Origin of the sequence: Pseudomonas sp. HPB0071 (genome assembly GCF_000478505.2) — a bacterium.
Taxonomy (GTDB): Bacteria; Pseudomonadota; Gammaproteobacteria; order Pseudomonadales; family Pseudomonadaceae; genus Chryseomonas; species Chryseomonas luteola.
The window spans coordinates 1,083,365-1,108,803 of the sequence record NZ_KI517367.1; the positions used below are offsets into that span (position 1 = coordinate 1,083,365).

Annotated in this window: 29 protein-coding genes and 1 riboswitch; of the genes, 13 read left to right on the forward strand and 16 right to left on the reverse strand. The window is 56.9% G+C overall.

Going from position 1 to position 25,439, the window contains the following annotated elements:
- Positions 1 to 6 precede the first annotated feature (6 nt).
- On the forward strand, positions 7 to 1,002 hold the full coding sequence (locus HMPREF1487_RS05405; RefSeq protein WP_010795593.1) for a class I SAM-dependent methyltransferase: 996 nt from the start codon (positions 7 to 9) through the stop codon (positions 1,000 to 1,002).
- 56 nt (positions 1,003 to 1,058) lie between these two features.
- A riboswitch (yybP-ykoY riboswitch) is annotated at positions 1,059 to 1,204 on the forward strand.
- Positions 1,205 to 1,241: 37 nt separating this feature from the next.
- Positions 1,242 to 1,826, forward strand: coding sequence for a TMEM165/GDT1 family protein (locus tag HMPREF1487_RS05410; protein ID WP_010795594.1), 585 nt, complete (start codon positions 1,242 to 1,244; stop codon positions 1,824 to 1,826).
- Positions 1,827 to 1,898: 72 nt separating this feature from the next.
- Here HMPREF1487_RS05410 and HMPREF1487_RS05415 read toward each other — a convergent pair whose 3' ends face one another.
- The 4 genes from HMPREF1487_RS05415 to HMPREF1487_RS26695 all read right to left on the reverse strand — a co-directional run bounded on the left by HMPREF1487_RS05415 (position 1,899) and on the right by HMPREF1487_RS26695 (position 3,965).
- Positions 1,899 to 2,720, reverse strand: a complete 822-nt coding sequence (locus tag HMPREF1487_RS05415; RefSeq protein WP_010795595.1) for a M48 family metallopeptidase — start codon at positions 2,718 to 2,720, stop codon at positions 1,899 to 1,901.
- A gap of 117 nt (positions 2,721 to 2,837) precedes the next feature.
- A complete protein-coding gene (locus tag HMPREF1487_RS05420) occupies positions 2,838 to 3,455 on the reverse strand; it encodes an SOS response-associated peptidase (RefSeq protein WP_037029769.1) in 618 nt (205 codons plus the stop codon).
- A 67-nt stretch (positions 3,456 to 3,522) separates the two neighbouring features.
- The gene (locus tag HMPREF1487_RS05425; protein WP_010795597.1) at positions 3,523 to 3,783 is read right to left on the reverse strand and encodes a putative signal transducing protein; all 261 of its coding nucleotides are present in this window, start codon (positions 3,781 to 3,783) and stop codon (positions 3,523 to 3,525) included.
- Positions 3,783 to 3,965: a CPXCG motif-containing cysteine-rich protein gene (locus HMPREF1487_RS26695; RefSeq protein WP_010795598.1), complete on the reverse strand. Its 183-nt coding sequence runs from the start codon at positions 3,963 to 3,965 to the stop codon at positions 3,783 to 3,785. Before HMPREF1487_RS26695 ends, HMPREF1487_RS05425 begins: the two co-directional genes overlap by 1 nt.
- A gap of 159 nt (positions 3,966 to 4,124) precedes the next feature.
- Between HMPREF1487_RS26695 and HMPREF1487_RS05430 the strand changes: the two genes are divergently transcribed.
- Positions 4,125 to 5,291, forward strand: coding sequence for a 1-acyl-sn-glycerol-3-phosphate acyltransferase (locus tag HMPREF1487_RS05430; protein ID WP_010795599.1), 1,167 nt, complete (start codon positions 4,125 to 4,127; stop codon positions 5,289 to 5,291).
- A 51-nt stretch (positions 5,292 to 5,342) separates the two neighbouring features.
- On the opposite strand, the gene HMPREF1487_RS05435 is transcribed toward HMPREF1487_RS05430, so the two are convergent.
- On the reverse strand, positions 5,343 to 5,927 hold the full coding sequence (locus HMPREF1487_RS05435; RefSeq protein WP_010795600.1) for a YajG family lipoprotein: 585 nt from the start codon (positions 5,925 to 5,927) through the stop codon (positions 5,343 to 5,345).
- Positions 5,928 to 6,080: 153 nt separating this feature from the next.
- On the opposite strand from HMPREF1487_RS05435, the gene HMPREF1487_RS05440 reads away from it, so the two are divergent.
- Positions 6,081 to 6,518: an acetyltransferase gene (locus tag HMPREF1487_RS05440; RefSeq protein ID WP_010795601.1), complete on the forward strand. Its 438-nt coding sequence runs from the start codon at positions 6,081 to 6,083 to the stop codon at positions 6,516 to 6,518.
- Between the two features lie 47 nt (positions 6,519 to 6,565).
- Here HMPREF1487_RS05440 and HMPREF1487_RS05445 read toward each other — a convergent pair whose 3' ends face one another.
- From HMPREF1487_RS05445 to HMPREF1487_RS05455, 3 genes are all read right to left on the reverse strand, one after another.
- Positions 6,566 to 6,853: a PA4642 family protein gene (locus tag HMPREF1487_RS05445; protein WP_010795602.1), complete on the reverse strand. Its 288-nt coding sequence runs from the start codon at positions 6,851 to 6,853 to the stop codon at positions 6,566 to 6,568.
- 90 nt (positions 6,854 to 6,943) lie between these two features.
- Positions 6,944 to 7,420, reverse strand: coding sequence for a WbuC family cupin fold metalloprotein (locus tag HMPREF1487_RS05450; RefSeq protein ID WP_010795603.1), 477 nt, complete (start codon positions 7,418 to 7,420; stop codon positions 6,944 to 6,946).
- A 1-nt stretch (position 7,421) separates the two neighbouring features.
- Entirely contained in the window at positions 7,422 to 7,979 is a 558-nt protein-coding gene (locus HMPREF1487_RS05455) for a hypoxanthine-guanine phosphoribosyltransferase (protein WP_010795604.1), read from the reverse strand.
- Between the two features lie 175 nt (positions 7,980 to 8,154).
- Here HMPREF1487_RS05455 and upp point away from each other — a divergent pair, with 175 nt between their 5' ends.
- On the forward strand, positions 8,155 to 8,793 hold the full coding sequence (gene upp / locus HMPREF1487_RS05460; RefSeq protein WP_010795605.1) for a uracil phosphoribosyltransferase: 639 nt from the start codon (positions 8,155 to 8,157) through the stop codon (positions 8,791 to 8,793).
- A gap of 2 nt (positions 8,794 to 8,795) precedes the next feature.
- Positions 8,796 to 10,061, forward strand: a complete 1,266-nt coding sequence (locus tag HMPREF1487_RS05465) for a uracil-xanthine permease family protein (RefSeq protein WP_010795606.1) — start codon at positions 8,796 to 8,798, stop codon at positions 10,059 to 10,061.
- A gap of 46 nt (positions 10,062 to 10,107) precedes the next feature.
- Here the strand turns inward: HMPREF1487_RS05465 and hemH are convergent, their stop codons facing one another.
- On the reverse strand, positions 10,108 to 11,133 hold the full coding sequence (gene hemH / locus HMPREF1487_RS05470) for a ferrochelatase (protein ID WP_010795607.1): 1,026 nt from the start codon (positions 11,131 to 11,133) through the stop codon (positions 10,108 to 10,110).
- Positions 11,130 to 12,038 carry a TIGR01777 family oxidoreductase gene (locus HMPREF1487_RS05475; protein ID WP_010795608.1) on the reverse strand — a complete coding sequence of 303 codons (909 nt, stop codon included), beginning with the start codon at positions 12,036 to 12,038 and terminating at the stop codon, positions 11,130 to 11,132. Before HMPREF1487_RS05475 ends, hemH begins: the two co-directional genes overlap by 4 nt.
- Before the next feature lie 176 nt (positions 12,039 to 12,214).
- On the opposite strand from HMPREF1487_RS05475, the gene HMPREF1487_RS05480 reads away from it, so the two are divergent.
- The 4 genes from HMPREF1487_RS05480 (at position 12,215) to phrB (ending at position 16,713) form a co-directional block, all read left to right on the forward strand.
- Complete coding sequence (locus tag HMPREF1487_RS05480; RefSeq protein WP_010795609.1) at positions 12,215 to 13,201, forward strand: NAD(P)/FAD-dependent oxidoreductase; 987 nt, start codon at positions 12,215 to 12,217, stop codon at positions 13,199 to 13,201.
- Positions 13,202 to 13,362: 161 nt separating this feature from the next.
- Positions 13,363 to 14,334, forward strand: coding sequence for a YbgA family protein (locus HMPREF1487_RS05485; protein WP_010795610.1), 972 nt, complete (start codon positions 13,363 to 13,365; stop codon positions 14,332 to 14,334).
- A 1-nt stretch (position 14,335) separates the two neighbouring features.
- Positions 14,336 to 15,280 carry a MerR family transcriptional regulator gene (locus HMPREF1487_RS05490; protein ID WP_230382220.1) on the forward strand — a complete coding sequence of 315 codons (945 nt, stop codon included), beginning with the start codon at positions 14,336 to 14,338 and terminating at the stop codon, positions 15,278 to 15,280.
- The gene (phrB, locus tag HMPREF1487_RS05495; protein ID WP_010795612.1) at positions 15,277 to 16,713 is read left to right on the forward strand and encodes a deoxyribodipyrimidine photo-lyase; all 1,437 of its coding nucleotides are present in this window, start codon (positions 15,277 to 15,279) and stop codon (positions 16,711 to 16,713) included. The genes HMPREF1487_RS05490 and phrB overlap by 4 nt, the downstream gene beginning before the upstream one ends.
- A 45-nt stretch (positions 16,714 to 16,758) precedes the next feature.
- On the opposite strand, the gene HMPREF1487_RS05500 is transcribed toward phrB, so the two are convergent.
- The 6 genes from HMPREF1487_RS05500 to hemA all read right to left on the reverse strand — a co-directional run bounded on the left by HMPREF1487_RS05500 (position 16,759) and on the right by hemA (position 22,088).
- Positions 16,759 to 17,283, reverse strand: a complete 525-nt coding sequence (locus HMPREF1487_RS05500) for an acyloxyacyl hydrolase (protein WP_010795613.1) — start codon at positions 17,281 to 17,283, stop codon at positions 16,759 to 16,761.
- An 89-nt stretch (positions 17,284 to 17,372) separates the two neighbouring features.
- A complete protein-coding gene (gene murI / locus HMPREF1487_RS05505) occupies positions 17,373 to 18,167 on the reverse strand; it encodes a glutamate racemase (protein WP_010795614.1) in 795 nt (264 codons plus the stop codon).
- Entirely contained in the window at positions 18,157 to 18,915 is a 759-nt protein-coding gene (locus tag HMPREF1487_RS05510) for a molybdopterin-synthase adenylyltransferase MoeB (RefSeq protein WP_010795615.1), read from the reverse strand. Before HMPREF1487_RS05510 ends, murI begins: the two co-directional genes overlap by 11 nt.
- On the reverse strand, positions 18,909 to 19,739 hold the full coding sequence (prmC, locus tag HMPREF1487_RS05515; RefSeq protein WP_010795616.1) for a peptide chain release factor N(5)-glutamine methyltransferase: 831 nt from the start codon (positions 19,737 to 19,739) through the stop codon (positions 18,909 to 18,911). The genes HMPREF1487_RS05510 and prmC overlap by 7 nt, the downstream gene beginning before the upstream one ends.
- 1 nt (position 19,740) lies before the next feature.
- Complete coding sequence (prfA, locus tag HMPREF1487_RS05520) at positions 19,741 to 20,823, reverse strand: peptide chain release factor 1 (RefSeq protein WP_010795617.1); 1,083 nt, start codon at positions 20,821 to 20,823, stop codon at positions 19,741 to 19,743.
- A complete protein-coding gene (gene hemA / locus HMPREF1487_RS05525) occupies positions 20,820 to 22,088 on the reverse strand; it encodes a glutamyl-tRNA reductase (RefSeq protein ID WP_010795618.1) in 1,269 nt (422 codons plus the stop codon). Before hemA ends, prfA begins: the two co-directional genes overlap by 4 nt.
- Positions 22,089 to 22,221: 133 nt before the next feature.
- Between hemA and HMPREF1487_RS05530 the strand changes: the two genes are divergently transcribed.
- Genes HMPREF1487_RS05530 through ispE form a run of 3 tightly spaced genes read left to right on the forward strand, consistent with a single transcriptional unit; the run spans position 22,222 to position 25,417 of the window.
- The gene (locus HMPREF1487_RS05530; protein ID WP_037030477.1) at positions 22,222 to 23,952 is read left to right on the forward strand and encodes a tetratricopeptide repeat protein; all 1,731 of its coding nucleotides are present in this window, start codon (positions 22,222 to 22,224) and stop codon (positions 23,950 to 23,952) included.
- Positions 23,949 to 24,572, forward strand: a complete 624-nt coding sequence (gene lolB / locus HMPREF1487_RS05535) for a lipoprotein insertase outer membrane protein LolB (RefSeq protein WP_010795620.1) — start codon at positions 23,949 to 23,951, stop codon at positions 24,570 to 24,572. Before HMPREF1487_RS05530 ends, lolB begins: the two co-directional genes overlap by 4 nt.
- Positions 24,569 to 25,417: a 4-(cytidine 5'-diphospho)-2-C-methyl-D-erythritol kinase gene (gene ispE, locus HMPREF1487_RS05540; protein ID WP_010795621.1), complete on the forward strand. Its 849-nt coding sequence runs from the start codon at positions 24,569 to 24,571 to the stop codon at positions 25,415 to 25,417. The genes lolB and ispE overlap by 4 nt, the downstream gene beginning before the upstream one ends.
- Positions 25,418 to 25,439: the final 22 nt, after the last annotated feature.

The window sequence follows — 25,439 nt, forward strand, 5'->3', positions numbered from 1 at the left end:
ACGCCCATGGATCCACGCAGCGAAGTCCTGCTCCGTCAGCCCGAGCATTTTCAAGGCCGAACCTTGCTGGCAGGATTACCTGCAGATGATCTATTGAGCCACCTCCCGGAGGCACATGGCTGGACCTGGCATGCAGGCGATGAGGCCTATTTCCAGGCTCGCTTTCCCGGGAGAGTCGACTTCGGAACCTCTACACCTGCTCAGCCATACGATACCGCCGTACTATTCCTGCCCAAGTCCAGAGAGCTGACGGATTACCTGCTCAGCGTCTTGGCGGCCATGGTCCCTCAAGGGGCACTGTATGTGGTAGGCGAAAAGCGGGGTGGAATCGAGCGGGCTGCCAAACAGCTGGCTCTGCTGGGCGCCGCCAGCAAGCTGGACAATGCTCGGCACTGTCAGTTGTGGAAGGTCTCACATCCCGAGGCAGCCCCCGTCATGCTGCATGAGCGGGCCGAGCGCTTCGAGCTGGATGTTGCCGGTTCAATGCTTCATGTAGTCAGCCTGCCAGGTGTGTTCAGCCACGGGCGGCTCGACAAGGGGAGCGCCCTTCTGCTCGAACATCTCGATAATCTACCTGCTGGTGCGCTGCTGGATTTCGGATGCGGCGCAGGTGTAGTAGGTGCATCGCTCAAACAGCGCTATCCCCACAATGACCTTCATATGCTCGACGTGGATGCGTTTGCGGTAGAGAGTAGCCGCCTGACCTTGGCTGCCAACAGGCTGAACGGCACCGTATTGGCTGGCGACGGTATCGCTGCGGCGCCCATTGGGCTGGCCGCCATTATCAGCAACCCGCCGTTTCACCAGGGCGTACATACTCATTATCAAGCCAGCGAGACCCTGCTACGCGAAGCCGTCCATCACCTGCGCCCAGGCGGCGAGCTGCGTATTGTGGCCAACAGCTTTCTCAGGTATCCCCCACTGATCGAGCAACATCTGGGGCCCTGCAAGGTGTTGGCAGAGCGTGACGGCTTTCGTATCTACCAGGCCTTCCGCTGCTGATAGAGACAGCGTATCGCTCTTTTGAATTGCACCTGCCTGGATGTTTGGGCAGAATGCGCGCCGTCCTAGGGGAGTAGTCTCTGGCCATCAGCGCCAGGCGTCCGTCAACATACTTGGTCCTCGACCATGGCGTTCGCGACCTGCGGGTTTGACAAGACCTATGACATGCAGCCTTTACCCGGGGTGGGAAGGCATGCATGTCATTTGTCTAATTAATGCCCGCCCCTTTTGGAAACCTGATGGAATCCCTGTTAGTCCCTACGCTGGTCGTCGCCCTTGCAGAAATAGGTGACAAGACTCAGCTGCTTGCTCTGCTGCTGGCTGCCCGATTTCGTAAGCCCTGGCCTATCATCATGGGAATGGTGGCTTCGACGCTGGCCAACCACTTTGTTGCTGGCGCCGTTGGCAGCTGGGTCAGCCGCTTCTTCAGCGAGACGGCCCTGAGTTGGATTCTGGCGATTTCATTTGTAGCCGTCGCCCTCTGGACGCTGATCCCGGACAAGCTGGACGAAGATGAGGCATCAGGCCTTAAAAAGAGCTATGGACCTTTCCTGACAACGCTGGTGGCGTTCTTCCTGGCGGAAATGGGAGACAAGACACAAGTCGCCACGGTGATGCTGGCGGCCCAATACCCTCATTTCATTCTGGTCGTCATGGGCACGACACTGGGCATGCTTGTGGCCAACGTACCCGTTGTACTCGCAGGAAACTTTGCCGCTGACCGATTGCCATTGGTGTTGATCCGCCGACTTGCCGCTACAGCATTCGGCATTCTGGCTCTCGCGGCGGCTTATCACGCGCTTCAGCTAAGCGGTATGTTCTAATTATTCCTTTCTGAGCATAAAAAAGCCCCGGCTATCAGCAGCCGGGGCTTCTGGTTCTCGATAGCCGACCTGTCACGACTTACGGCTGGCCTCATAGAACGGCATGACCTTGGGAATGGCAGCCTCCAGATTGCTCATCCGCTTGTCATCGGACGGGTGGGTGCTGAGTATCTCTGGTGACTGGTTACCATTACTCAGCTTGGCCATCTTCTGCCAGAGCGTCACGGCGGCATTGGGGTTATAGCCCGAGCGCGCGGCCAGTTCGAGCCCGATGAGATCTGCCTCGTTCTCGTTGGAACGGCTGAACGGCAAAGTCAGACTAACCTGGGTAACCTGATCCGCCACCTGCATACCACCCTGACCAATACCCAGCAGCGCCCCGCCGATATTCTGACCCATCTCGATGGCATAGGCGCGGGACATCTGCTCGCGGCTGTGTTCACGCAGTGCATGGGCAATCTCATGCCCGATCACAGCGGCCAGCTCATCGTCCGTAGGCTTCAGTTGATCAAGCAGGCCGGTATAAACAAAGATTTTTCCACCCGGGCCGCAGTTGGCATTCACTTCATCATTCTGGAGCACGTTGACCTGCCAATCCCAGTTAGCTGCATCCGCCCGCAGCGCAGACGTATGAGCAATCAACTGCTTGGCTATTGCCTGTACTCGCTTGCCCTGAGCCGTATCGTTGGCCAGCTTGCCGGCGTTTTTCGCCTCGGTAACCGTCTTCTGGTACGACTGCGAGTACATCTGGTTGACCTGATCAGCCGACAACATGCTGAACATATACTGCTTACGCTCAACCCCAACAGCATTTCCGCTAGTGGTATTCACCGCCTGACATGCGCTGAGCAGTACTGAAAGCGAAAGACCGACGATGGGTAAAACACGACGCATGACACTCTCCTGATTGCGCGACTGCGCAGATGGTAGGTCGCGCCGCCAGTCTCGACAACTCCTACCGACCAAGCGACGAGTGACACGGCTAGCAGTTCGGCATTGCCAGCCCAACGCCTAAAGCGGCGTCAGGCATTCCGGCCCGTCTACCGAGGGATCATTCACAATACCGGCAAGCACTCTCTCACGTAGCGGCATTGAGGGCTTCAGCAGGATCTCATTCAGGACGCGCGGCTCTGTTGTGGGCGACAGCCAGGCGTCCCGTTCGGCCTCGGCCAGCACCAGCGGGCGACGGAGTCCTCCGGCGGGCTGAGTCAGCATGGCCACACTCAAATAGACCTGCCCCATGACCGGATAGGCCTCCCAGATGCCTGCAAAGAAAGCCAACGGCTCGCCATTGATCATCCAGAAGGCCCGCTTGCGCGAAGTCCCTCGCCATTCATAAAACCCATTGGCCAGCAACAGGCAGCGGCGCTGGGCAAATGCTTCACGAAACATAGGCTGATCCGCTACCGTTTCCGCCCGGGCATGGGTGGGCGTGCGTGAGAGATCCGTGAGCCAGGCGGGCGTCAGGCCCCAACGGCCACTGTCGACACGACACTCGCCCTCATGGTGCCGCATGAATAGCACCTGGGCATGGGGAGAGATGTTCCAGCGCGGCTGATAGCCCGCTGGAAAACCGGTCATCCGAGTTACCTCGGGAGGCCAGCGAAACAAGGCGTAGCGTCCAGACATACACAACCAGGCAAGAAAACAAACAGGTCGATTCGGTTCGCCTTTTCAGGCAAAGCCGACTACCGCTTCAGCACAATAACACGGCCGGCCCGCTGTCCGGGTCCTCATAAGGCAATGGCTGAGCAGCGTTGTAATCGGCAATCAGCTCGCGGGCGCGCGGAGCATCTGCGTCATGCACGGCAATTCCCAGAAGCCCAATAGCAGGCAACTCGCCAATGGCGCCTATCAAATGGCGCCCTGCCAAATGCGCGTCAATACCCTCACTGTCCAGCATGGCCAGCAGCATTTCTGCCTCCAGGAGATCTCGCGGCTCATAGATCCGGAGCATCATTCATCCTCTCGCCGACTTTCGAGAGACCATGTCATACCCTCTGTGTGTAAGATAAAAAAGATAGGTCTGCAACAGACGGGGCAATCCTCATAGTACGACTGATCGCCACCCGACAGGTCTACCACCGCCTCGGCAGGTTCTCCGCAGTAAGGACACTCATACGGTTGGCTTTCCAGCATAATGGGCTCCTAATAGGCTCCGGCACCGTGTTTTTGCGATGATTGGAATCGCCAGGGGCGACATTAACGCCGTATTCGGCTTGCATCTCTCGCTGCGCGCTCTACTATGGCCGCCACTTTGCGACACGTGTCGCCACTTGTTATTAAAAAGAGAACGATATGGGCGAGTTCGAAGCCATTCGACCCTTCAACGATACAGAAGTCCCTGCCGTCTTGGCCCGACTCATCAATGATGAGCAGTTTATCGACATCCTGACCCGCTACCGCTTCCCCAAACTGTCCAGCCCGTTTGGATGGCTGTTAAAGCCTATGCTGCGCCATCGGCTGCGTCAGGAAGTGTCCGGTATCACCAGCGTCAGCATGCTTCAGGACAAACTGGAGCCTTATGTCGATCGTACGATCGAGAAAGCCACCGATGGTGTGACTTATTCGGGCCTGGATAATCTACGTAGCGGCTGTGCCTACTTGTTCATGGCTAACCACCGTGACATCGTCATGGACCCGGCTTTTGTAAATTACGCCGTGTATCATGCCGGGCTGCCAACCCCGCGCATCGCCATTGGCGATAACCTCTTGCAGAAGCCCTTCGTCAGCGACCTCATGCGCTTGAACAAGAGCTTTATCGTCCACCGCTCCATCACCGGACGGCGTGAAAAGCTTGCGGCGTATCAGACGCTTTCGGCTTATATCAATTACTCCATTCGCCAGGATGGCCAGTCCGTCTGGATCGCCCAGGCCGAAGGCCGGGCCAAGGATGGAGACGACCGCACCGATTCAGCCATCCTCAAGATGTTTCACATGGGCTGCAAGGACGACTCCTTTGCCGATATGGTAAAGGCGTTGCACATCGTGCCTGTGTCGATCAGCTATGAGTACGATCCCTGCGATCTGGCCAAGGCCCGTGAACTCTATATTCGTGAAACCACCGGCACCTATGCCAAGGCGCCTGGCGAGGATGACGTCAGCATCGCCTTGGGCATCACGGGCTACAAGGGACGCGTGCATGTGGAGTTTGGCGAGATGCTGACCGGCGAATTCAGCGATGCCAAGCAGCTGGCAACCGAAATGGACCGCCGCATCCTGACCAATTATCGACTTTTCCCTGCCAACCACCTGGCCTATGAGCGCTGGGACGGCCGTGACGAATCGCTGACCGTACCCTCGGCAGAAAGCCTGTTCCCAGCAGACGAGCTGGCTGAAGCTCGGCAGAAGTGGCAGGAGCGACTCAATAACTGCCCTGCCGAATACCGCCTGCAGATGATCCGCCAATATGCCCAGCCTGTACTGAACAAGTATCGGCTCCTGGCAGGGCGACCACTGGATTAAGTTGGTTGAATCAAAAAAGCCCCGTTGCCGGGGCTTTTTCAGATAACAGGCTTACTGCCCGTTAAGAACCTGGGCGATGGTCTGGTCCTTGAAGACGCGGGTCAACGCATCGCTCAGCACATCGCTTACCAGCTTGGTATTGGTTGCCGTATTGGGTGCCATACCGAAACGCTGCTCCAGCGAGGCGCCATAGCGACCGCTGTAGCCACGCATGCTGTTACGTACATCTACCTTGAAGGTTGCGCCAATATTGGCCGAGGTAACGTACAGCTCCTTGGGCGACTGATACTTCAGCTCTGCCAAGGTCAGCGTCAGCTGGGGAGCATTGTAGGCGTTGGGCGTTGGCGTGAAGCCCAGCAAACGAACCGCTGATTCCGCTTCAGCCTGAAGCTTTGGAATGACATCGTTGCTCTGGACCGACACGGTACTGGTTTCAGGATACAAACCGCCCCGGGTTCCCAGCGAGAATGACGAGCGACCGTCCACGACACGTACCGAAACAGGCTGCCCGTGCCCGACCGCAGCGATTGGGGCTGTCAGTTTGGGTTGCGGACTCAATTGCTGTGGACTGCTGGCACAGCCGGCAATAGCCAGTCCGGCAACAGCGATCAGACCAAGCAACAAGCGATTGCGCATGCTCTACTCCATCTTCATGTGGGTCGTTGATGGCAGGCAGTATACCCAGCCCGTGAATGCCTGACAGCACTGTATGAGCCGCCGCAAGCGAAACGCTGCAAACAGCAGGGCGACGTGTTCAAATAAATCCATCACGCACACACAAGGCATACCATGTCCATAAGACGCGCAACGCCTACAGACATTCCCTTGCTGGTCGAGATTTGGGAACAGGCCGTCAGGGCAACCCATCACTTTCTACCTGAAGAGGACATCGACCTTTTCCGTCCGCTGGTCCGTGACAGTTACCTGCCCAGTCTGGAAACGTGGGTCAGCTTGTCCGATGACGATCAACCTGCAGGATTCATCGGTCTTACCCAAGCCAGCGTAGACATGCTTTTTGTTGATCCAGCCCGACATGGTCAAGGACATGGGAGGCGACTCTTGCGCCATGCGGCCGGGCTACACGGCCGACTAACGGTAGACGTCAACGAGCAGAACGATGAGGCCAAAGGCTTTTACCTGGCACAAGGGTTCACCGTGACAGGCCGCTCTGCCGTAGATAGCCTCGGCAAGCCTTACCCTATTCTGCATCTCAAGCAAAAGGCATGAAAAAGCCCGCGCCCTTATCAAGGAGGCGGGCTTTTCAGAACAGGTGATCAGGCGTGAGCGCCACGCACCGCATCCACGTACGGCTCAGCCTTGCGATGGGCACGGATCAGATCGATGAAGTCCTGACCCTCTGCATCACGAGCGTCCAGGTCATAACCTGCTTCAACGAAGAAACCAACGAAACGTTCAAAGTCGTCAGCTCTCAATCCACGGTATGCCTTTACCAGTTTATGCAGGGAAGGCGGCGTATCATCGGCCGGTTCGACTGCGAGAAACAGCTTGATCTTATCGTCGCTGATTTCCTCGCCGATTACCTGCTTTTTGTCCTTACGCATCGCAAAGTACCTGTGCGGAAAACGAGAGGGCCGCATATTACTCCGCCCCACCCCGTCACTCAACGCCCAAAATCATGCTCAGCCGAGCGGTCAGGACTCGAAGCGGGCCGCCATCCAGTCTCGATAGGCCTGGGTTCCCGGCTCGCCCTCACGCGGCGCCCAGGGACCATACTCGTTATCCTGCAAGGCGCGGAAAGGGCCTGCCTTGCATTCGAAGATAACAGTATCAGTCTCAAGCACTACCAGCGAATGATAGAGGCCTGGAGGAAAATCGACCCCCACACAATCACCACCCGCTTCAAGCAGACGCTGTCCGGTCAGCGCTCCCTCTTCATCAAAGAACAGGACACCAATACGTCCCTTGAGCACCAGCAGCGTTTCGGCCTTGGTCAGGTCCAGATGCCGGTGAGGCGCAATGTAGGTGTCTGGCTGCATGCCGATTGACAGGCGATGACAGGGCTCATCCATGGTATGAAAACCATGGTGGTAGCGCAGGCGAGGACTGTCTGCCGCCTGTTGGGTAAGCCCGGCGAACAGTACCTGATCGATGAACGCCGGACCCCGCATATCAGAGACCTTTTACCGCGTAGATACCGGGTGCGTTGCGCCAATAGCCCTTGTAGTCCATACCGTAGCCAAAAATGTAACGATCGATACAGGACAGCCCGGAATAAGTAGCTTTCAGGCCAGGAACGGCCTTGCGATCATGATCCTTATCGATCAGTACGGCCGTATGCACCGCCTTGGCACCGGCATGCTTGCAGAATTCGATGATGGCATTGAGCGTATGCCCTTCGTCGAGAATGTCATCGACGATCAATACATCACGGTCAATAAAGGAAATTTCCGGCTTGGCCTTCCAGAACAATTCACCGCCAGTTGTCTGATTGCGATAGCGGGTCGCATGCAGATAGGACATCTCCAGCGGGAAATTGAGCTTGGTTGCCAGCTTGCCGGCAAAGATCAAACCGCCATTCATCACGCAGAACATGACAGGATTACGGTCAGCCAGATCAGCCGTAATTGCCTCGGCCACCTTGCCAATGGCTGCCTCTACCTGGCTTTCATCGAACAGGCAGTCGGCCTCCGCCATGACATTACGGATATGATCGAGATCGGCGGACATAGGGGACTCTCCAGACATGGTACACACCTGCCTGCGGGGCAGGCTTGGGTAAAAGGCGGCAAAGTTACCGGGCTAACCGTCGGCGAGCAAGCCAATCGCGACAAAACATCTGCCCGAAAGGGACCCTAATGATTTAATCTAGCGTAATTTTGCCAGTACGCCGGAGACCATTCCCATGCCCATCCATGAAATTCGACATCCGCTGATCCGCCACAAGCTTGGATTAATGCGGCGGGCCGATATTAGCACCAAAAATTTTCGGGAATTGGCACAAGAAGTCAGCGCCCTGCTCACCTATGAAGCTACAAAGGATCTTCCTGTCGAAAATGTCGATATCGAAGGCTGGTGTGGCACCGTAGCGGTTGAGAAGATTTCTGGCAAGAAGGTAACAGTCGTACCGATCCTGCGCGCCGGCATCGGCATGCTTGACGGCGTCCTCAGCCTCATTCCCAGCGCCAAGGTCAGCGTGATCGGCCTGGCGCGCAATGAAGAAACGCTCGAAGCCCATACGTATCTGGAAAAGCTTGTCGGCGAACTCGATCGCCGTCTGGCCATGATCATCGATCCGATGCTGGCGACGGGCGGCTCCATGATTGCCACCATCGATATGCTCAAGAAAGCAGGCGCCAAAGAAATTCGTGCACTGGTCCTTGTAGCTGCGCCGGAAGGCATTGCTGCGGTCGAAAAGGCTCACCCCGATGTCAGCATCTATACCGCCTCCGTAGATCAGCGTCTGGATGAGCATGGCTACATCCTCCCTGGACTTGGTGATGCCGGTGACAAGATCTTCGGCACCAAGCAAAAGGACACCTGATAGTGCAGTCTCATAACGATCCGCTATGGCGACAGATTTTGTCTGGCGCACAAATGCTGTTTGTCGCCTTTGGCGCATTGGTCCTGATGCCGCTCATTACCGGCATGGATCCAAACGTTGCGCTCTTTACTGCCGGATTGGGCACGCTCTTGTTCCACCTCGTGACAGGCCGTCAAGTGCCGGTCTTCCTGGCGTCAAGCTTTGCGTTCATCGCTCCGATCATTGCGGCCAAGGCCGAGTTCGGTCTGCCTTCCGTGCTGGGTGGCGTGGTCGCGGCCGGTTTCGTTTATACCTTCCTGGGCCTGGCCGTTAAGCTCAAGGGGATTGGCTTCATCGACCGGCTCCTGCCCCCGGTCGTGATTGCACCAGTCATCATTTCCATTGGTCTTGGCATGTCCCCGGTGGCAGCCAATATGGCCATGGGCAAGGCTGGCGATGGCAGTGCGCAGCTGGTCCCCTATGCCACCGCCATGCTGGTCTCCATGCCTGCACTGATAACCACGCTGATTGTGGCTATCTACGGCCGTGGCATTTTCAAGCTGGTACCGATCCTGGCAGGCATCATCGTGGGTTACACCCTTGCGTTCCTGTTTGGCCTGGTGCATACCGATGCGATTGCTTCAGCCCCCTGGCTGGCCGTTCCCCATTTTGTCGCCCCCGAATTCCACTGGGGAGCGATCCTGTTCATGGTGCCGGTCGCCTTGGCGCCAGCCATCGAACATGTGGGCGGCGTTATTGCCGTGGGTGGCGTCACTGGCAACAACTACCTGAAAAAACCTGGCCTGCACCGTACCTTGCTGGGTGATGGTATCGCCACTTCATCGGCCGGCCTGTTTGGCGGACCGCCCAATACGACCTACGCCGAAGTAACCGGCGCGGTCATGCTGACCAAGAATTACAACCCCAAGATCATGCTGTGGGCGGCCGGCTTTGCCATTGCCCTCGCCTTCGTCGGTAAATTCGGTGCCGCCTTGCAGAGCATTCCGGTGCCGGTCATGGGCGGCATCCTATGCCTGCTGTTCGGTTCGATTGCCGTGGTCGGCCTCAATACCCTGATTCGTCATCAGGTCGATCTGTCCGAGGCACGCAACCTTGTAATCGTATCGGTGACCCTGGTCTTTGGGATCGGCGGCATCGTGATCGGTAATGGCGAGGTTGGTCTGAAGGGCATTTCGCTTTGCGGCATTGTAGCCATTGGGCTCAACCTGCTGCTACCGGGACACAATCACTGGCGTAAGGACGCACCGCCGCCGGATAGTCTTCTGTAAAAAAAAGCCCCGCTAGAGCGGGGCTTTTTATATTCAGATTCTAGACTCACACCGCACGGGGAACCCGCTCACACAGGGTGGTGAGCGCATCAACCCACGCGGGATGATCATTTAGACACGGCACCAGTACCAGCTCCTGACCACCGGCTTCTTCAAACTGCTCCTTGCCGCGCATGCCGATTTCTTCCAGCGTCTCGATACAGTCCGCGACAAACGCAGGACACATTACCAGAAGACGCTTCACTCCCTGGGCAGCCAGCTCATCGAGGCGTGCCTCGGTGTAAGGCTCGATCCACTTGGCGCGACCAAGGCGCGACTGGAACGAGAAGGACCACTGATCCGGCCTCAGGCCTGCCTCGCGGGCAAACCCTTCCGCTGTGCGGATACATTGCGCACGGTAGCAACTTTCCAACACCGTACCCTTGGCGTTCTGGCAGCAGTCAGCGCCCTTCAGGCAATGTGTACCGCTTGGGTCGGACTTGTGCAGATGCCGCTCAGGCAGACCATGAAAACTCATCAATATATGATCGAACGGCTGCTGGAGATAGGATTCGGTGCTCTTAACCAGCGCCTCCAGGTACTCAGGCTGGTCATAAAACGGCGGAAGCACATGCATCTTCAATTTCAGCCGCTGCTCCAGAATGACCTTGCGAGCCAGCTCCACAGCGGTAGTGACCGTGCTGTCGGCAAATTGAGGATAAAGCGGCGCAAAAGTAACTTCGGAAACGCCCTGCTTCGCCAACCGGGTCAATACCGACTCAATGGAGGGTTCGCCGTACCGCATCGCCAACTCCACCGGGCCATGGGTCCATTTGGCGCGCATGGCATCCTGCAGGCGACGGCTGAGCACAACCAGCGGAGAACCCTCTTCCCACCAGATGGACGAATAAGCATGGGCCGAGGCCGCCGGCCGCTTGGCCAGGATCAGGGAGACCAACAGGCGACGCGCGGGCCATGGCAGATCTACTACGTAGGGGTCCATCAGGAACTGGTTGAGATAGCGCCGTACATCAGGTACCGACGTCGACGCCGGGGAGCCCAGGTTGACGAGCAATAATGCGTGATCAGTCATGAATAGTCCTTAGCGCGCAGCAGGTCATTCAGTGCCGCGTCCAAATCGGTAAAGCGAAAGGTATAACCTGCATCCAGCAATCGCTGAGGCAAGGCTCTCTGCCCACCCAGCAGCAGACTCGACATCTCTCCCATCAGGCGCAAGGCAAAGGCGGGAACAGGTATTCGTGCGGGACGATGCAGTGCACGTCCTAGAGCCTGTGCAAAATCGGCATTACGTACCGGTTGTGGTGAACACAGATTATAAGGGCCACTGGCCGACTCCTGGTTCAGAAGAAAATCGATGGCCCCGATTTGATCTTTCAAATGAATCCAGGGCATCCATTGACGTCCGCTGCCCAGGCGCCCGCCCAGGCCCAGGCGAAACATAGGCAAAAGACGCTGCATAAAGCCATCATCCGCGGCCAGCACCAACCCTGTCCGAAGGGTGACGACACGAACCCCCAGAGCCTCTGCCTCATTAGCGACCTGCTCCCAGGCTACACATAGCTCGCTGGCAAAGTCATGACCAGGGACCGCATTATCCTCCTTGAGCGGCTTCTCTCCCCCATCGCCGTAATAGCCGACAGCAGATCCGGAAAGCAGCACCCTGGGCGGCTTTGGCTGCGCCCTCATCCAGTCCGCCAGGGATTCGGTCAGCGCAATCCGGCTTCGCCAGAGTTCAGCCTTGCGCGATGACGTCCAAGGCTTATCCGCTATAGGCGCGCCGGCCAGGTTGATAACCGCATCGACCGGCTCGCCGTTTATTTCGTCCAGACGGGCAATGGCACGCACCGAGGCGCCGCACTCACGGGCCACTTTGTCGGGCGAACGGCTCAACACGGTCAGGCTATGCCCTTTCGTCAGCCAGTCATGACACAACGCCCGGCCGATCAAGCCTGTACCGCCGGTCAGCACTATATGCATGTCGTCGTTCCTTCTTCATTTGGGGCCACATTAACGCGTCGCGCTGAAGACCTCTTCAGGTTTGTTTGTTAAGGTCATAGTGCAACTGGATCAGCTTTGTCACAGTCGTACTCGTAGAGCCTGCTTAATTGCAAAACGTTCGTCGACAGGTTCTGCCAAGACAAGCGAGGCCTTTCATGACAGCACCCATCGCCATCATCGGCGCCGGCATTGCCGGGCTTTCCGCCGCCCATGTCCTCAACGCGGCAGGACATGAGGTTCATCTGTTCGAAAAAAGCCGTGGAAGTGGAGGCCGTATGGCCAGCAAGCGGAGCGATTTCGGCTCGCTTGATCTGGGAGCCCAATACTTCACTGCCCGTGACCGCCGCTTCATCGATGCGGTCAGCCAATGGCGCATCCAAGGCTGCGTAGCGGAGTGGGACCCAGCTCTGTACCAGTACCGTTCGGGCGCGCTTACACCCTCTCAGGATGAACAGCCGCGCTGGGTCGGCATACCCCGTATGAGCGCCATTACCCGAGCCATGGTCGGGGATCTGCCGGTGTCCTTTGGCTGCCGGATTACCGAAGCATTCCGCGGCCCCCAACATTGGTCCCTGCAGGACGCCGACGGTCACAACCACGGCCCGTTCAGCCACGTTATCATCGCAACACCTGCACCCCAGGCAACACCACTCTTGGCTACTGCGCCAAAGCTTGCCGCAGTGGCGGCCGGTGTGGTGATGGATCCAACCTGGTCGGTTGCACTGGCCTTCAAGACGCCGCTTGATACGCCTGTTGAAGCCTGCTTCGTTCAGGAAGGTGAGCTGGACTGGTTTGCTCGCAACCGCTGCAAGCCAGGCCGAGAAACCGACTACGACACCTGGGTTCTCCATGGAACCAGCGCCTGGAGTCGGGAACACCTGGATGCATCCAAGGAACAGGTTATCGAACAGCTTCATGGTGCCTTTGCCGAACTCATCGGTTGCGCAGTACCCGAACCGGCCTTCACGCTGGCTCATCGCTGGCTTTACGCACGTCCGGCGCAAGGCCATCAATGGGGCGCGCTGGCTGACGCGGACCTGGGTATTTATGCGTGTGGAGACTGGTGTGGTACAGGCCGTGTAGAAGGTGCCTGGCTGAGCGGTTTTGATGCCGCCAGCCGTTTGCTTGATCATCTGGAATGACCTCATCCAGCGCCGCGCGAGGCTCGCGGCGCTCCGCAGCACACCTACCTTGCGTCTGATTTGTCGAATTATCACCGTCACCCCTGGTCAATAACGATATTGAACTTGTACAAGAATAATAGTTTGTATAAGTTTTGTACGTTCAATTTTGGAGGTGGCGCATGCCTTTTCGCCAATCGACGTCATTACCTCGTCCCAAGCTAGGAATCAGCGCCTGCCTGTTGGGCGAGCCGGTCCGCTACAACGGCGGACACAAGGAATCCCGCTTGTGCAGCCACACGTTTGCCGAGCATTTCGATTTTGTACAGGTATGCCCGGAAATGGCGATTGGCCTGGGTACGCCCCGTGAACCGATCCGTCTGGTTGGCACACCTGAACAAACGCGAGCCGTAGGTACAGTCAACCGAGAACTCGACGTAACGGATGCGCTGGCTAACTATGGCAAGAAAATGGCGACCGAGCTGGATGATCTATCCGGATTCATCTTCATGCAAAAATCGCCCTCCTGTGGAATGGAGCGCGTAAAGATCTATTCAGAACACGGCATGCCCAATCAGCCTGAAGGCCAGGGTGTATTTGCTCGTGTCTTCTGTGAGCTTCGCCCAGAGTTACCGGTTGAGGAAGCAGGTCGGCTGAATGACCCTGTGCTCCGGGAAAACTTCGTGACACGTGTGTTCGCCTATGCACAGTGGCAACAGCTGTTGCGCGAAGGCCTGACACGCAAAGCGATCCTCGGCTTTCATTCCCGCTATAAGTACCAGCTGATGGCCAATGCCCCCGAGCAGTTCAGAACACTGGGACGCATGCTGGGTGAAATCGGGCTACACGATCCACAGGAGCTGGGCCCTCACTACTTCAAGGGTGTAATGAGCGCACTCAAGCGTTGCGCTACCCGGGGAACCCACTGCAACGTCCTGTATCACCTGTTTGGTTATTTGAAGAATGCGCTGAGCCCGGCGGATAAAGAAGAAATGCAGCGCCTGATCGAGCAGTATCACAGCGGTATTGTTCCACTGGTGGTGCCCCTGACACTGCTCAAGCATCACTTCCGCCGCCATCCCCATGACTACGTGATCGAGCAATCCTACCTGCAACCGCACCCGGAAGATTTGAGCTTGAGAAATGCCATCTGACATGCAGTCCATACCCAGCAAGTCCCCAACAGAAATCGAAGGGGACGGTGACTATCAGGCCGCCTTGAATGAAGGCTGGCTTCCCATACGTGAAGTTGCCCGACGCACGGGGGTCAATGCCGTCACACTTCGAGCCTGGGAGCGACGCTACGGGCTGATCATTCCCAAGCGAACACCTAAAGGGCACCGCCTTTATGGTGAAAGCCATATCGAGCGCATCAAAAACATTCTGGCCTGGATCAACCGTGGCGTTGCTGTCGGCCAGGTCAAGGCACTGCTCAGTCAGCGCCCGCTTTCATCGCCCAATGACACCCCCTGGGTCGCGCTGCGCCAGGAAATGCTGGACGCTGTGCGTGAGCTGGCTGGGCGACGTCTGGATGAAGCTTATAACCGAACGGCAGCCCTTTACCCGCCCCGGGTGCTGTGCGAACAATTGCTGATGCCGCTGGTCGAGCATCTTGAACAGCACCGCAAGGCGCCTCTGATTGGCTCCCTGGAGCAATCCTTTTTTCTGTCCTGGCTGCGTAGCAAGCTTGGGGCACGGATTTACCACAATAATTATCAACTCAAAGGGCAGTCCGTTCTGCTGGTCAGTCTGGCTGAAACGCCAATGAATGCCGGACTCTGGCTCAGCGCCTGGCTATTGAGCAACGCCGACTTTCCAATTGAAACATTGGAATGGCCGCTTGCGCTGGATGCCTACGCACTGGCCGCCGAACGCATGTCGCCGCGCTGCCTTGTACTGTATTTAAATGCTCCGCTGGAATCACAGCAGATACAACAGCTGCGCAGGTTGGCTGAGACATGCCCTGCCCCCGTCATCATTGCCGGTCCGGCCGCCAAATTACTGGATGACGTCAGCAAAACCGCATTGAATGTGGCCTATGACCCTCTGGATGTCTTTAGCCGTCTTCAGGCATTGGGGTTGATGGCAGAACACGTATGACCCAACTCGTCTGGTTCCGTACCGATCTTCGAGTACGGGACAATACGGCATTGGCTGCAGCCTGCGCGGCCGGACCAGTGCTGGCCCTTTATCTGATTACACCTGAACAATGGCAGGAACACGACGACTCTCCTGCCAAGGTCGACTTCTGGCGCCGGAACCTGAAAGTCTTGGCCGAGACGCTGCATACGCTCAACATCCCCCTGTTGATTCGGCAAGTGGCTCGCTGGGCTGATGCGGCCGCTATTGTCGCCAAGCTAAGCCAACAACATGGCATTCAGACCGTCCATGCCAATGCAGAATATGGTGTCAACGAACAACGTCGTGATGAGGCAGTAAAGGCAGCGCTGAACCGTAATCGAATAGGCTTTCAGCGTCATCTGGATCAGCTGTTTTTCGAGCCTGGCTCAGTGCTTACGAAGAGTGGGGGCTACTTCAAAGTCTTTGGCCAGTTTCGTAAAACCTGCATCAATCTCCTACAACATAGCCTTCCACCGCTTATCCCGCCGCCCCGTATTCAGACTGTACGCTCTATCGAATCGGATCCCGTACCCAACCAGATCCCCTCCTATGCGGCAGTCTCGAGCGTGATACAGCAGCAATGGCCTGCGGGCGAAAATGAAGCGCATGCCAGACTGCGTCGCTTTGTCGATGAGCGCATGGAGGTATATCACGACGACCGGGACTTTCCTTCTCGCCCTGGTACCAGTGAGTTATCCGCTTATCTTGCAGCAGGCGTGCTCTCCCCTCGCCAATGTCTGCACGCGGTGTTGAGCGCCAACCGGGGCGAGCTGACGACCGGAGCGCCAGGCGCATCGACCTGGATCGACGAGCTACTATGGCGAGAGTTCTACAAGCACATTCTGGTAGGTTATCCCCATGTTTCGATGAGCAGAGCGTTTCACAGGCATACCGAGGCGCTACCCTGGCGGCGGGATACAGACGATCTTGACGCATGGAAATACGGCAAAACCGGTATTCCGATCATTGATGCAGCCATGCGTCAGATGCGTGAAACAGGCTGGATGCACAACCGGCTGCGCATGATCACTGCCATGTTTCTGAGCAAGAATCTGTTAATTGACTGGCGCGAAGGTGAACGCTGGTTCATGCAAAACCTGATCGATGGCGATCTGGCTGCCAATAATGGTGGATGGCAGTGGAGCGCCTCGACTGGCACTGACTCCGTGCCCTATTTCCGAATATTCAATACCTATTCGCAATCGGAGCGGTTTGATCCCAACGGACGCTTCATTCGTACCTGGGTTCCAGAGCTGGCCTCGCTCGATGACAAAGCTATTCATAACCCGTTCAAGCGGTGGCAGCGTGCCATCAAGGACTACCCAGCGCCTATCGTCGAAGTCAAGGAGAGCCGTGAACGCGCCTTGATGGCGTTCAGAAACCTGCCCAAGCCTGCCAAACGCCAGGCATGAAAAAGCCGGACTTTCAAGGTCCGGCTCTGGCGAAACGACTATGAATCAGATCGTGTGGCTGTAGAACAGCGCGTACGATTCGATACCGTCGTTAGGCTCCTTGATACCTGCGTTGGAGTAATGCGTCGCGCGAATGCCTACTCGCTGGGTTTCGCCGATCTTCACACCTGCGCCAATGCGGTCTTCAAAGTTGAAGGCTGAGCCCAGTTCCTTTTCACCGACACGAGTGCTTGAAAAGACAGACACACCGATACCGGCTTCGATAAAGGGTTTAACAGAACCGTTACCGAACTCGTATACGAATACCGGAGCAAAGGACAGAGAATGCTTGGCGGAAGAGTAATGGTCAGCGCCTTCCCAGTAGGTATAGCCAGCATCCCAGTAACCTGTCAGGCGTCCCGTGGATGTCTCCCACCAGCTCTTGTTCCAGTCGAAGCCCATTCCCAGACGATACGTCATATCGCCTTGGCCCGTTACACCTACTGCGCCGGACACCTCAGCCGCTTGAGCGGAAAGAATGGATCCGGCAGAAAGCGCGGCCACAATGGCCAGTGGAAGCAATTTTTTCATCTGAAAGTCCTTGTATTATTTTGTAACACGTACAAAGTTACATTATGGGAGACACTTCTCATCCTGAAAAGGTAGCAAACTAACTGATTTCAGAAAGGCAGCGTTTCCACTGACGCAACTTTGCCCCATAGGCTAGGCAACACCGTCGAAAACTGCTCGACATCCCCACTTGTCCAGAAACGGCATTCCAAAGGAGTGTCCGTTGCCATCTGGTCTTTTTCATGGATCAACGAGCTCAGTCGACGTGCAACCGCCGAGCCGGTGTCGATGAGAGTAATTTCAGCAGGCAGCAGTTCCCTTAGTAAAGGCTTCAGGAAGGGATAATGCGTACACCCCAGAATGATCGTGTCACAGCCAGCTGCCAGCAGTGGTGCTACATACTCTTTCAGCAACGCCCGGGTCACGGGGCCAGTCAGGTCTCCGATCTCTACCCGCTCCACTAGCCCCGGACAAGGCTGAGTGACGACCCTGACCGTACTGGCGAAGCGATCCAACAAGGCGGCAAATCGTGCGCTTTGAAGCGTCCCAGTGGTTGCCAGAACCCCCACCACACCCGACTTTGTCGCTGCAGCCGCCGGCTTCACCGCAGGCTCCATACCCACGATAGGCCACTGTGCATGACATTCGCGCAAGTCGTTTACAGCCGCTACGGTAGCTGTATTGCACGCCAACACCATTGCCTTGGCGCCTTTCTCGAGAAAGAACTCAGCTACCTGCTGGCAACGCTCACGAATGAAAGCCGGATCTTTTTCCCCGTAAGGAATATGAGCACAATCCGCTGCATATAACAGCGACTCACCCGGTAGAAGCCCATGAATTTCACGCAGGACGGACAATCCGCCTACGCCAGAATCAAAAACACCAATAGGTGCATTACTCGGCATGGCGTTTTCCACATACCTCACAAGCAGGGTCACGGCGCACTTTCAGCTCTCTGAAGCGTGACGTGAGCGCATCAATCAACAGCAGGCGCCCCACCAGAGGAGAGCCGAACGCTGCAAGCAGTTTCAAGGCTTCCAACGCCTGAAGGCTTCCTACCAGCCCTACCAAGGGCCCTACGACCCCAGCTTCACTACAGGTTAGCTCCGTCTCGCTACCATGACCGTAGAGGCAGTGATAACACGGACTGTCTTCACGTCTTGGGTCGAATACGCTGAGCTGCCCTTCAAGTCGAATGGCGGCACCACTTACCAAAGGCCGAGCCGCGGATACACATGCGGCATTCACGGCCTCTCGAGTGGAAAAATTATCGGAGCAGTCCAGCACGACGTCTACGCGTTCGACCGCTGCAGCCAGGGAGTCGGCATCCAAGGCAGTTCGGTAAGCGTTATAGGTAATTTCAGGATTGATCGCCTGCAGCCGATCCAGCGCCGAATCGACTTTGCTACGCCCTACCTGGGCCGTGTCATGGATGACCTGCCGCTGCAGATTGGTCATGTCGACCGTGTCGAAATCGGCAAGATGCAACTCACCCACACCCGCGGCGGCCAGATACAGCGCAACCGGGGAGCCCAGGCCACCAAGGCCTATGATCAGCGCCCTGCCCTGCTTGAGACGCAGCTGCCCTTCTATATCGATCTGAGGCAATAAAATCTGCCGGCTGTAGCGCAACAGCTCCGCATCGCTCAGCACGGCCGCTGCCCCAGTGTCACGCGCTCATGCCCACCCAGATCGCGACGGCTTTCAACCGATATGAAGCCCTGCTCAGTCAGTAGCGACCTGACCGCTGGAGCCTGATCGAACCCATGTTCCAGAAGCAGCCATCCACTGGGTAACAAATGTTCCGGGGCCTGCTGAACGATAAGGCGAATATCATCCAGACCATCGTCACCCGCAACCAATGCAGAGGCAGGCTCGTAGCGAACATCCCCTTTATCAAGGTGCGGATCATTGTGTGGAATATAGGGAGGATTGCTGACAATGACGTCAAACCGCTCTGCGGAAAGCGCAGCGAACCAATGACTTTGCTGAAAAGAGGCATTCGAAATGCCCAGTCGTGCCCGATTTCGCTCAGCGAGCACTACCGCGCCGTCTACACGATCCACCCCCATTACCTGCCACTGCGCACGCTCATGGGCCAGCGCCAGGGCGATGGCACCAGTACCTGTTCCCAGGTCAAGCACGCGTCTGCGTTCGGCATCTGTCAGAGCCAGCGCAGTTTCAACCAGAAGCTCCGTGTCAGGGCGCGGTATCAGGGTATCAGGCGAGACCTCGAGATCGAGCGACCAGAACCCTTGATGGCCCAGGATATAAGCTATCGGTTCCCCATCTCGACGACGCTCGATAAAGGTGCTGTAAAGATCCTTCGCTTCACGCGTCACAATACGTTCAGGCCAGGTACGCAGGAAGCTACGCGGCTTTCCCAGCGCAGCCGCCAACAGCAATTCGGCATCCAGGCGCTCGCTGGGTGAATCCGGCAGGCGCGCTTCCTTGAGCAATGCCCCGATAGTGGCCATATCAGTCCCCCAAGGCCGCCAGTTGGTCGGCCTGATATTCCTGCAGGAGAGGCTCGATGACCTGCTGCACCGCGCCCTCCATGACTTCACCCAGAGAGTACAAGGTCAGGTTGATACGGTGATCGGTCACACGGCCCTGTGGAAAATTATAGGTCCGGATACGCTCGGAACGATCCCCTGAGCCTACCAGCAATTTACGGGTGCTGGCGATAGACTGCTGATGTGCCGCCTGTTGCTGGTCATTGAGCTTGGCCGCCAACCACGCCATAGCCTTGGCGCGGTTCTTGTGCTGTGAACGCTCTTCCTGGCACTCAACGACAATACCGCTGGGAAGGTGCGTAATACGAATGGCCGACTCGGTTTTGTTGACGTGCTGACCACCGGCGCCGGAGGAGCGATAGGTATCAATACGCAAATCCGCCGGATTGATCTCTACAGCTGCCTGCTCATCAGGTTCCGGCAGCACAGCCACCGTACAGGCCGATGTATGGATTCGCCCTTGAGACTCGGTCTCGGGAACCCGTTGGACACGATGGGCGCCAGACTCGAATTTGAGCTTGGCGTAGACGTTGTCGCCCTCTACACGGGCAATCACTTCCTTGTAGCCACCATGCTCGCCCAGGTTCTCGGACATGACCTCTATGCGCCAACCTTGACGCTCGGCATAGCGCGAATACATGCGGAACAGATCCCCGGCAAAAATGGCGGCCTCATCTCCACCGGTTCCGGCACGAATCTCAAGGAAAACGTTGCGACTGTCATTAGGATCGCGAGGCAGTAGCATTCGCTGTAGCTGATTTTCCAAGTCGATCAGCGCGGCTTCTGCCTGCTCGGCCTCTTCTTCGGCCATGGCCCGCATTTCCGGGTCGTTGTCCTTTAGCAGGGCACGAGCGCCTTCCAGATCGGCCTGCACCTTGCGAAATTCCCGAAGCGCCATGATGACCGGCTCGATTTCCGCATATTCCTTCGAATAAGCACGAAACTGGGTCTGGTCACTGATTACGTCGGCATCACCGAGCAGCGCTGTCAGCTCCTCGAAACGATCATTTAATCCATCGAGTTTTTGCAGCAGAGAGGCTTTCATTTTTTATCCACGCCCTCGTCGAGAGCGAACAGTTCCTGAGCCAAAGCCAGCGCATCGATGCGCCCTTCAGCAGACAATTTCTTGAGTTGCACACTAGGCGCGTGCAACAACTTGTTGGTCAGGCTCCGTGCCAGCGCGGCCAGCACCTGATCAGGCGCAACACCATTGGCGAGCTGCCGCTGAGCACGAGCCAGTTCGTCATCACGCATCTGCTCGGCCTGTTGCCGGTAGGCTCGCAATACATCCACCGCTGCCAGCTCACGCAGACGATGCATAAACTCATCGACCCCAGCCAGCACCAGTTTTTCAGCCGCCTGGGCAGCGCCCTGCCGGCTCTTAAGGTTCTCAGTGATGACCTCATGCAGATCGTCGACGGTGTACAGGTACACATCGTCCAGCTCGCTGACCTCCGGCTCGATATCGCGCGGCACTGCAATATCCACCATGAACATCGGCTTGTGCTTGCGCTGCTTGAGCGCACGCTCAACGGCACCTTTACCCAGGATGGGCAACTGGCTTGCCGTCGAGCTGATCACGATGTCGCTATTGGGCAGCTCTTCCGGAATATCGGCAAGCAGAATCGTATGCGCCCCGAACTGCTCTGCCAGGTGACTGGCGCGCTCGAGTGTCCGGTTGGCGACCACAATCCGCTTGACGCCCTGCTCGTAGAGGTGCCTTGCCACCAGCGTAATGGTTTCTCCTGCGCCAATCAAAAGCGCCTGGCTGCGATTGAGATCACTGAATATCTGCTTGGCCAGGCTTACCGCAGCAAAGGCAACCGAAACCGGGTTTTCGCCAATGGCGGTATCGGTACGGACACTTTTCGCCGTGTTGAACGTTGCCTGAAAAAGACGCCCTAACAAGGGGCCTACGGTGCCCGCTTCGCGTGCTACCGCGTAGGCTGATTTCATCTGGCCCAGAATCTGCGGTTCGCCCAGGATCATGGAGTCCAGACCGGACGCTACACGCATCATGTGCTGGACCGCCTCGTCATCCTCATGAATGTACGCGCAGGCACGCAGCTCATCCAGCGAGAGATGATGATAGTGGGCGAGCCATGCCAGAACGTTGTCCGGAAGGGGCTGCTCCATTTCCAGATAGAGCTCACTACGGTTACAGGTCGACAGAATGGCCGCCTCGCGACTCAAGGTCTCCCGGCACAGTTGCCGTAATGCCTCTACCATTTGCTCAGGGGTGAACGCTACGCGTTCGCGTACATCCACTGAGGCGGTCTTGTGATTGATGCCAAGCGCGAGGAAAGCCATGCAGAATCGCTAAGTTTTTTGGAAAGCCGGTAATTGTCCTACGTCGTCGATTGAACGACAACTATCAGGCCCATGTGCTTGCCTAATACCTTGTGGCATGATGGGCTGAATGCAGAGAGGCCGTTTCGATCTCATGACTAAATATCTCGCGCTGCTGACCACTGCGCTGCTATTGGGTGGCTGCCAAAACCTGGCCAGCCACACGAATTCTGAACAAACCAAACCTGAACAGGCTGCACCTGCTGCTGCGCCAGCCCAGCCGGAAAAGTACGGCTCCTTCAGGGAAGACACCTTATATGACCTGCTGGTTGCAGAACTGGCCGGGCAACGCAATCGATTCGATATTGCATTGGCCAATTATGTCGAACAGGCCCAGAGCACTCAGGATCCCGGCGTAGCCGAACGCGCGTTTCGCATCGCAGAATACCTGGGTGCAGACAGTTCCGCCTTGGATACCTCTGTTATATGGGCGAAGAACGCGCCAGACAACCTTGATGCCCAACGCGCTGCTGCCATCATGTTGGCACGTGCCGGCCAATACGACGAATCCATGACCTACATGGAGAAAGTTCTGCAGGGCCAGGGCGACACCCATTTCGATTTTCTTGCCCTGTCGGCAGCCGAGACGGACGCAGACACCCGCGCGGGCCTGCTCAAAAGCTTTGACCGCCTTCAGGCCAAGTACCCCGAGAACGGCCAACTGCTGTTCGGTAAGGCATTGCTGCTTCAACAGGACGGACGAGTCGACGAGGCGCTGACGTTACTGGAAGATCACCCTGCCGCCAGACATGAAGTGGCACCGCTGCTGCTCAGAGCCCGCATGCTTCAGAGTCTTGGTCGTAGCAAGGAAGCCCTTCCGCTGCTGGAAAATGGAATCAAGGAGCATCCGGACGATAAACGTCTGCGCCTCGCTCATGCCCGCCTGCTGGTTGAGCTAAACAAGCTTGATCAGGCCAAGCAGGAGTTTGCGGACCTGGTCGCACAGTTTCCCGACGATGACGACCTTCGCTTTTCCCTGGCATTGGTATGCCTGGAAGCCGAGGCCTGGACTGACGCACGCACCTATCTGGAAGAACTGGTCCAGCGTGGTAGCCACGTGGACGCGGCCCACTTCAACCTGGGGCGTGTCGCCGAGGAATTGAATGATCCCGAACAGGCGCTGACCCAATACGCATTGGTCGGCCCGGGTAGCGACTACCTACCCGCCCAGCAGCGTCAGGCTGAAATCCTGATGGGTCAGGGGCGATTCGAAGAAGCCAAATCGCTTCTTGCAGCCTCTCGCCAACGCCAGCCTGACTATGCGGTCCAGCTCTACCTGCTCGAGGCCGAAAGCCTGACCAACAACAATCAGTCGGAGGCGGCCTGGAATACCATTCAGCAGGGCCTCAAGCTGTATCCAAACGACCTCAATTTACTCTATACCCGTGCCATGGTATCGGAGAAGCGCGGAGACCTTGGTCAATTGGAAAGGGATCTACGCCTTATTCTCAAGCAGGATCCCGACAATGCCATGGCGCTCAATGCGCTCGGCTACACCCTGGCCGACCGTACGACCCGCTACGCCGAAGCACGCACGCTGATCGAGAAAGCTCATCAGATCAATCCTGATGATCCCGCTATCCTCGATAGCATGGGATGGATCAATTACCGCCAGGGCAAGCTTGATCTTGCAGAGCAGTATCTACGCCAAGCCCTTCAGCGCTTCCCTGATACCGAGATCGGCGCACATCTGGGCGAAGTTCTCTGGGCGCGAGGCAAGAAGCAGGAAGCACGCAAGGTATGGGCGGCGGCGGCTGAACAGTCCCCTGATAACGCTGTGCTACGTAGCACGCTTAAACGATTGACAGGCTCAGAAACACTGTGAAACTCAATATCCGCTTTATCCTCATAATGGCATTTCTGGCACTCCTGGCCGGGTGCGCGGGTCAAGTGCCCCATGAAACGGTCGAAGGGCATGGCAACAGCGCGGCCTGGAAGGCTCACAAGGCACGCATTACGACGCTGGACGGTTGGCAGATCAACGGCAAGGTGGGTATCCGTGCTCCCAATGATTCCGGCAGTGGCACCCTATTCTGGCTTCAGCGGCAAGGGTATTTCGATATACGCCTGTCAGGACCTCTAGGCCGTGGCGCAGCCCGTCTGACGGGACGCCCAGACGACGTTACGCTGGAGGTAGCCAATCAGGGGCGTTACCACGCAGACTCCCCCGAGGCGCTTCTTGAGCAGCAGCTCGGCTGGCGCTTACCCGTTTCCCATTTGCTCTGGTGGGTGCGTGGACTTCCAGCTCCAGACAGCCGCAGCCAACTTACACTGGACGGCGACAGTCACCTGTCCCGCCTCTTCCAGGACGGCTGGACCGTGGAGTACACCCGCTACACCGAACAGAATGGCTATAGCCTGCCCGAGCGCTTGAAGATCAAAGGTCAGGACCTCGATGTGACACTGGTTATCAAGGACTGGCAGCCACGCCAGCTAGGCCAATGAAAGACGTGTTGACCTTACCGGCCCCAGCCAAGCTGAACCTTTTCCTTCATATCCTGGGTCGGCGCGACGACGGCTACCACGAGTTGCAGACACTGTTTCAGTTCGTGGACTATGCCGATGAGCTCAAGTTTGCGCTGCGTGATGACGGTCAGATCCGGTTGCATACCGTCCTTCCCGGTGTTGAACATGATTCCAACCTGATCGTTCGTGCCGCTCGGCTTCTCCAACAGACAACTCATTGCTCTCTCGGCGCGGATATCTGGCTGGATAAGCGGCTGCCCATGGGCGGTGGTATCGGAGGCGGCAGCTCGAATGCAGCGACTACCCTGCTCGGGCTGAATTACCTCTGGAAGCTCAACGTCAGCGAAGAGGCACTGGCAGAGCTTGGCCTTACCCTTGGCGCGGACGTTCCGGTATTCGTGCGAGGCAAGGCAGCCTGGGCGGAAGGGATTGGTGAGCGACTGACGCCGGTAGAGATAGAAGAGCCCTGGTATCTGGTGGCTGTTCCGCAAGTGTCTGTAAGTACAGCAGAAATTTTTAACGATCCCCTGTTGACACGTGACACGCCTCCCAGTAAAGTTCGCCTCGTTCTCGAGTGGGGCGGTCGAAACGATTGCCAGAGCGTGGTAGAAAAGCGTTATCCAGAAATACGTAACGCTTTGATCTTGCTAAACAAATTTGTTTCAGCTAGATTAACCGGCACTGGTAGTTGTATATTTGGGGGGTTCCCAAATCAGACCGAAGCTGTTAAAGTTGCGGACCAACTTCCAGCTACCCTGCCAAGCTTCGTAGCTAAAGGAAGCAACACTTCAATGTTGCACCGTAAACTGGGAAGTTTGTTCTGAGAAACAGATACAACTGTATCTG

What these genes read in the sequence shown, in the direction of transcription:
- HMPREF1487_RS05415 (WP_010795595.1), bottom strand. Translation starts at nt 2,720, where the DNA reads ATGCGTCGTGTTTTACCCATCGTCGGTCTTTCGCTTTCAGTACTGCTC.
- HMPREF1487_RS05410 (WP_010795594.1), top strand. Translation starts at nt 1,242, where the DNA reads ATGGAATCCCTGTTAGTCCCTACGCTGGTCGTCGCCCTTGCAGAAATA.
- HMPREF1487_RS05430 (WP_010795599.1), top strand. Translation starts at nt 4,125, where the DNA reads ATGGGCGAGTTCGAAGCCATTCGACCCTTCAACGATACAGAAGTCCCT.
- HMPREF1487_RS05435 (WP_010795600.1), bottom strand. Translation starts at nt 5,927, where the DNA reads ATGCGCAATCGCTTGTTGCTTGGTCTGATCGCTGTTGCCGGACTGGCT.
- prfA (WP_010795617.1), bottom strand. Translation starts at nt 20,823, where the DNA reads ATGAAAGCCTCTCTGCTGCAAAAACTCGATGGATTAAATGATCGTTTC.
- ispE (WP_010795621.1), top strand. Translation starts at nt 24,569, where the DNA reads ATGAAAGACGTGTTGACCTTACCGGCCCCAGCCAAGCTGAACCTTTTC.
- prmC (WP_010795616.1), bottom strand. Translation starts at nt 19,739, where the DNA reads ATGGCCACTATCGGGGCATTGCTCAAGGAAGCGCGCCTGCCGGATTCA.
- hemA (WP_010795618.1), bottom strand. Translation starts at nt 22,088, where the DNA reads ATGGCTTTCCTCGCGCTTGGCATCAATCACAAGACCGCCTCAGTGGAT.
- HMPREF1487_RS05420 (WP_037029769.1), bottom strand. Translation starts at nt 3,455, where the DNA reads ATGTCTGGACGCTACGCCTTGTTTCGCTGGCCTCCCGAGGTAACTCGG.
- HMPREF1487_RS05440 (WP_010795601.1), top strand. Translation starts at nt 6,081, where the DNA reads ATGTCCATAAGACGCGCAACGCCTACAGACATTCCCTTGCTGGTCGAG.
- HMPREF1487_RS05455 (WP_010795604.1), bottom strand. Translation starts at nt 7,979, where the DNA reads ATGTCCGCCGATCTCGATCATATCCGTAATGTCATGGCGGAGGCCGAC.
- HMPREF1487_RS26695 (WP_010795598.1), bottom strand. Translation starts at nt 3,965, where the DNA reads ATGCTGGAAAGCCAACCGTATGAGTGTCCTTACTGCGGAGAACCTGCC.
- HMPREF1487_RS05445 (WP_010795602.1), bottom strand. Translation starts at nt 6,853, where the DNA reads ATGCGTAAGGACAAAAAGCAGGTAATCGGCGAGGAAATCAGCGACGAT.
- hemH (WP_010795607.1), bottom strand. Translation starts at nt 11,133, where the DNA reads ATGACTGATCACGCATTATTGCTCGTCAACCTGGGCTCCCCGGCGTCG.
- HMPREF1487_RS05480 (WP_010795609.1), top strand. Translation starts at nt 12,215, where the DNA reads ATGACAGCACCCATCGCCATCATCGGCGCCGGCATTGCCGGGCTTTCC.
- HMPREF1487_RS05490 (WP_230382220.1), top strand. Translation starts at nt 14,336, where the DNA reads ATGCAGTCCATACCCAGCAAGTCCCCAACAGAAATCGAAGGGGACGGT.
- murI (WP_010795614.1), bottom strand. Translation starts at nt 18,167, where the DNA reads ATGCCGAGTAATGCACCTATTGGTGTTTTTGATTCTGGCGTAGGCGGA.
- upp (WP_010795605.1), top strand. Translation starts at nt 8,155, where the DNA reads ATGCCCATCCATGAAATTCGACATCCGCTGATCCGCCACAAGCTTGGA.
- phrB (WP_010795612.1), top strand. Translation starts at nt 15,277, where the DNA reads ATGACCCAACTCGTCTGGTTCCGTACCGATCTTCGAGTACGGGACAAT.
- HMPREF1487_RS05425 (WP_010795597.1), bottom strand. Translation starts at nt 3,783, where the DNA reads ATGCTCCGGATCTATGAGCCGCGAGATCTCCTGGAGGCAGAAATGCTG.
- HMPREF1487_RS05450 (WP_010795603.1), bottom strand. Translation starts at nt 7,420, where the DNA reads ATGCGGGGTCCGGCGTTCATCGATCAGGTACTGTTCGCCGGGCTTACC.
- HMPREF1487_RS05485 (WP_010795610.1), top strand. Translation starts at nt 13,363, where the DNA reads ATGCCTTTTCGCCAATCGACGTCATTACCTCGTCCCAAGCTAGGAATC.
- HMPREF1487_RS05475 (WP_010795608.1), bottom strand. Translation starts at nt 12,038, where the DNA reads ATGCATATAGTGCTGACCGGCGGTACAGGCTTGATCGGCCGGGCGTTG.
- HMPREF1487_RS05405 (WP_010795593.1), top strand. Translation starts at nt 7, where the DNA reads ATGGATCCACGCAGCGAAGTCCTGCTCCGTCAGCCCGAGCATTTTCAA.
- HMPREF1487_RS05500 (WP_010795613.1), bottom strand. Translation starts at nt 17,283, where the DNA reads ATGAAAAAATTGCTTCCACTGGCCATTGTGGCCGCGCTTTCTGCCGGA.
- HMPREF1487_RS05530 (WP_037030477.1), top strand. Translation starts at nt 22,222, where the DNA reads ATGACTAAATATCTCGCGCTGCTGACCACTGCGCTGCTATTGGGTGGC.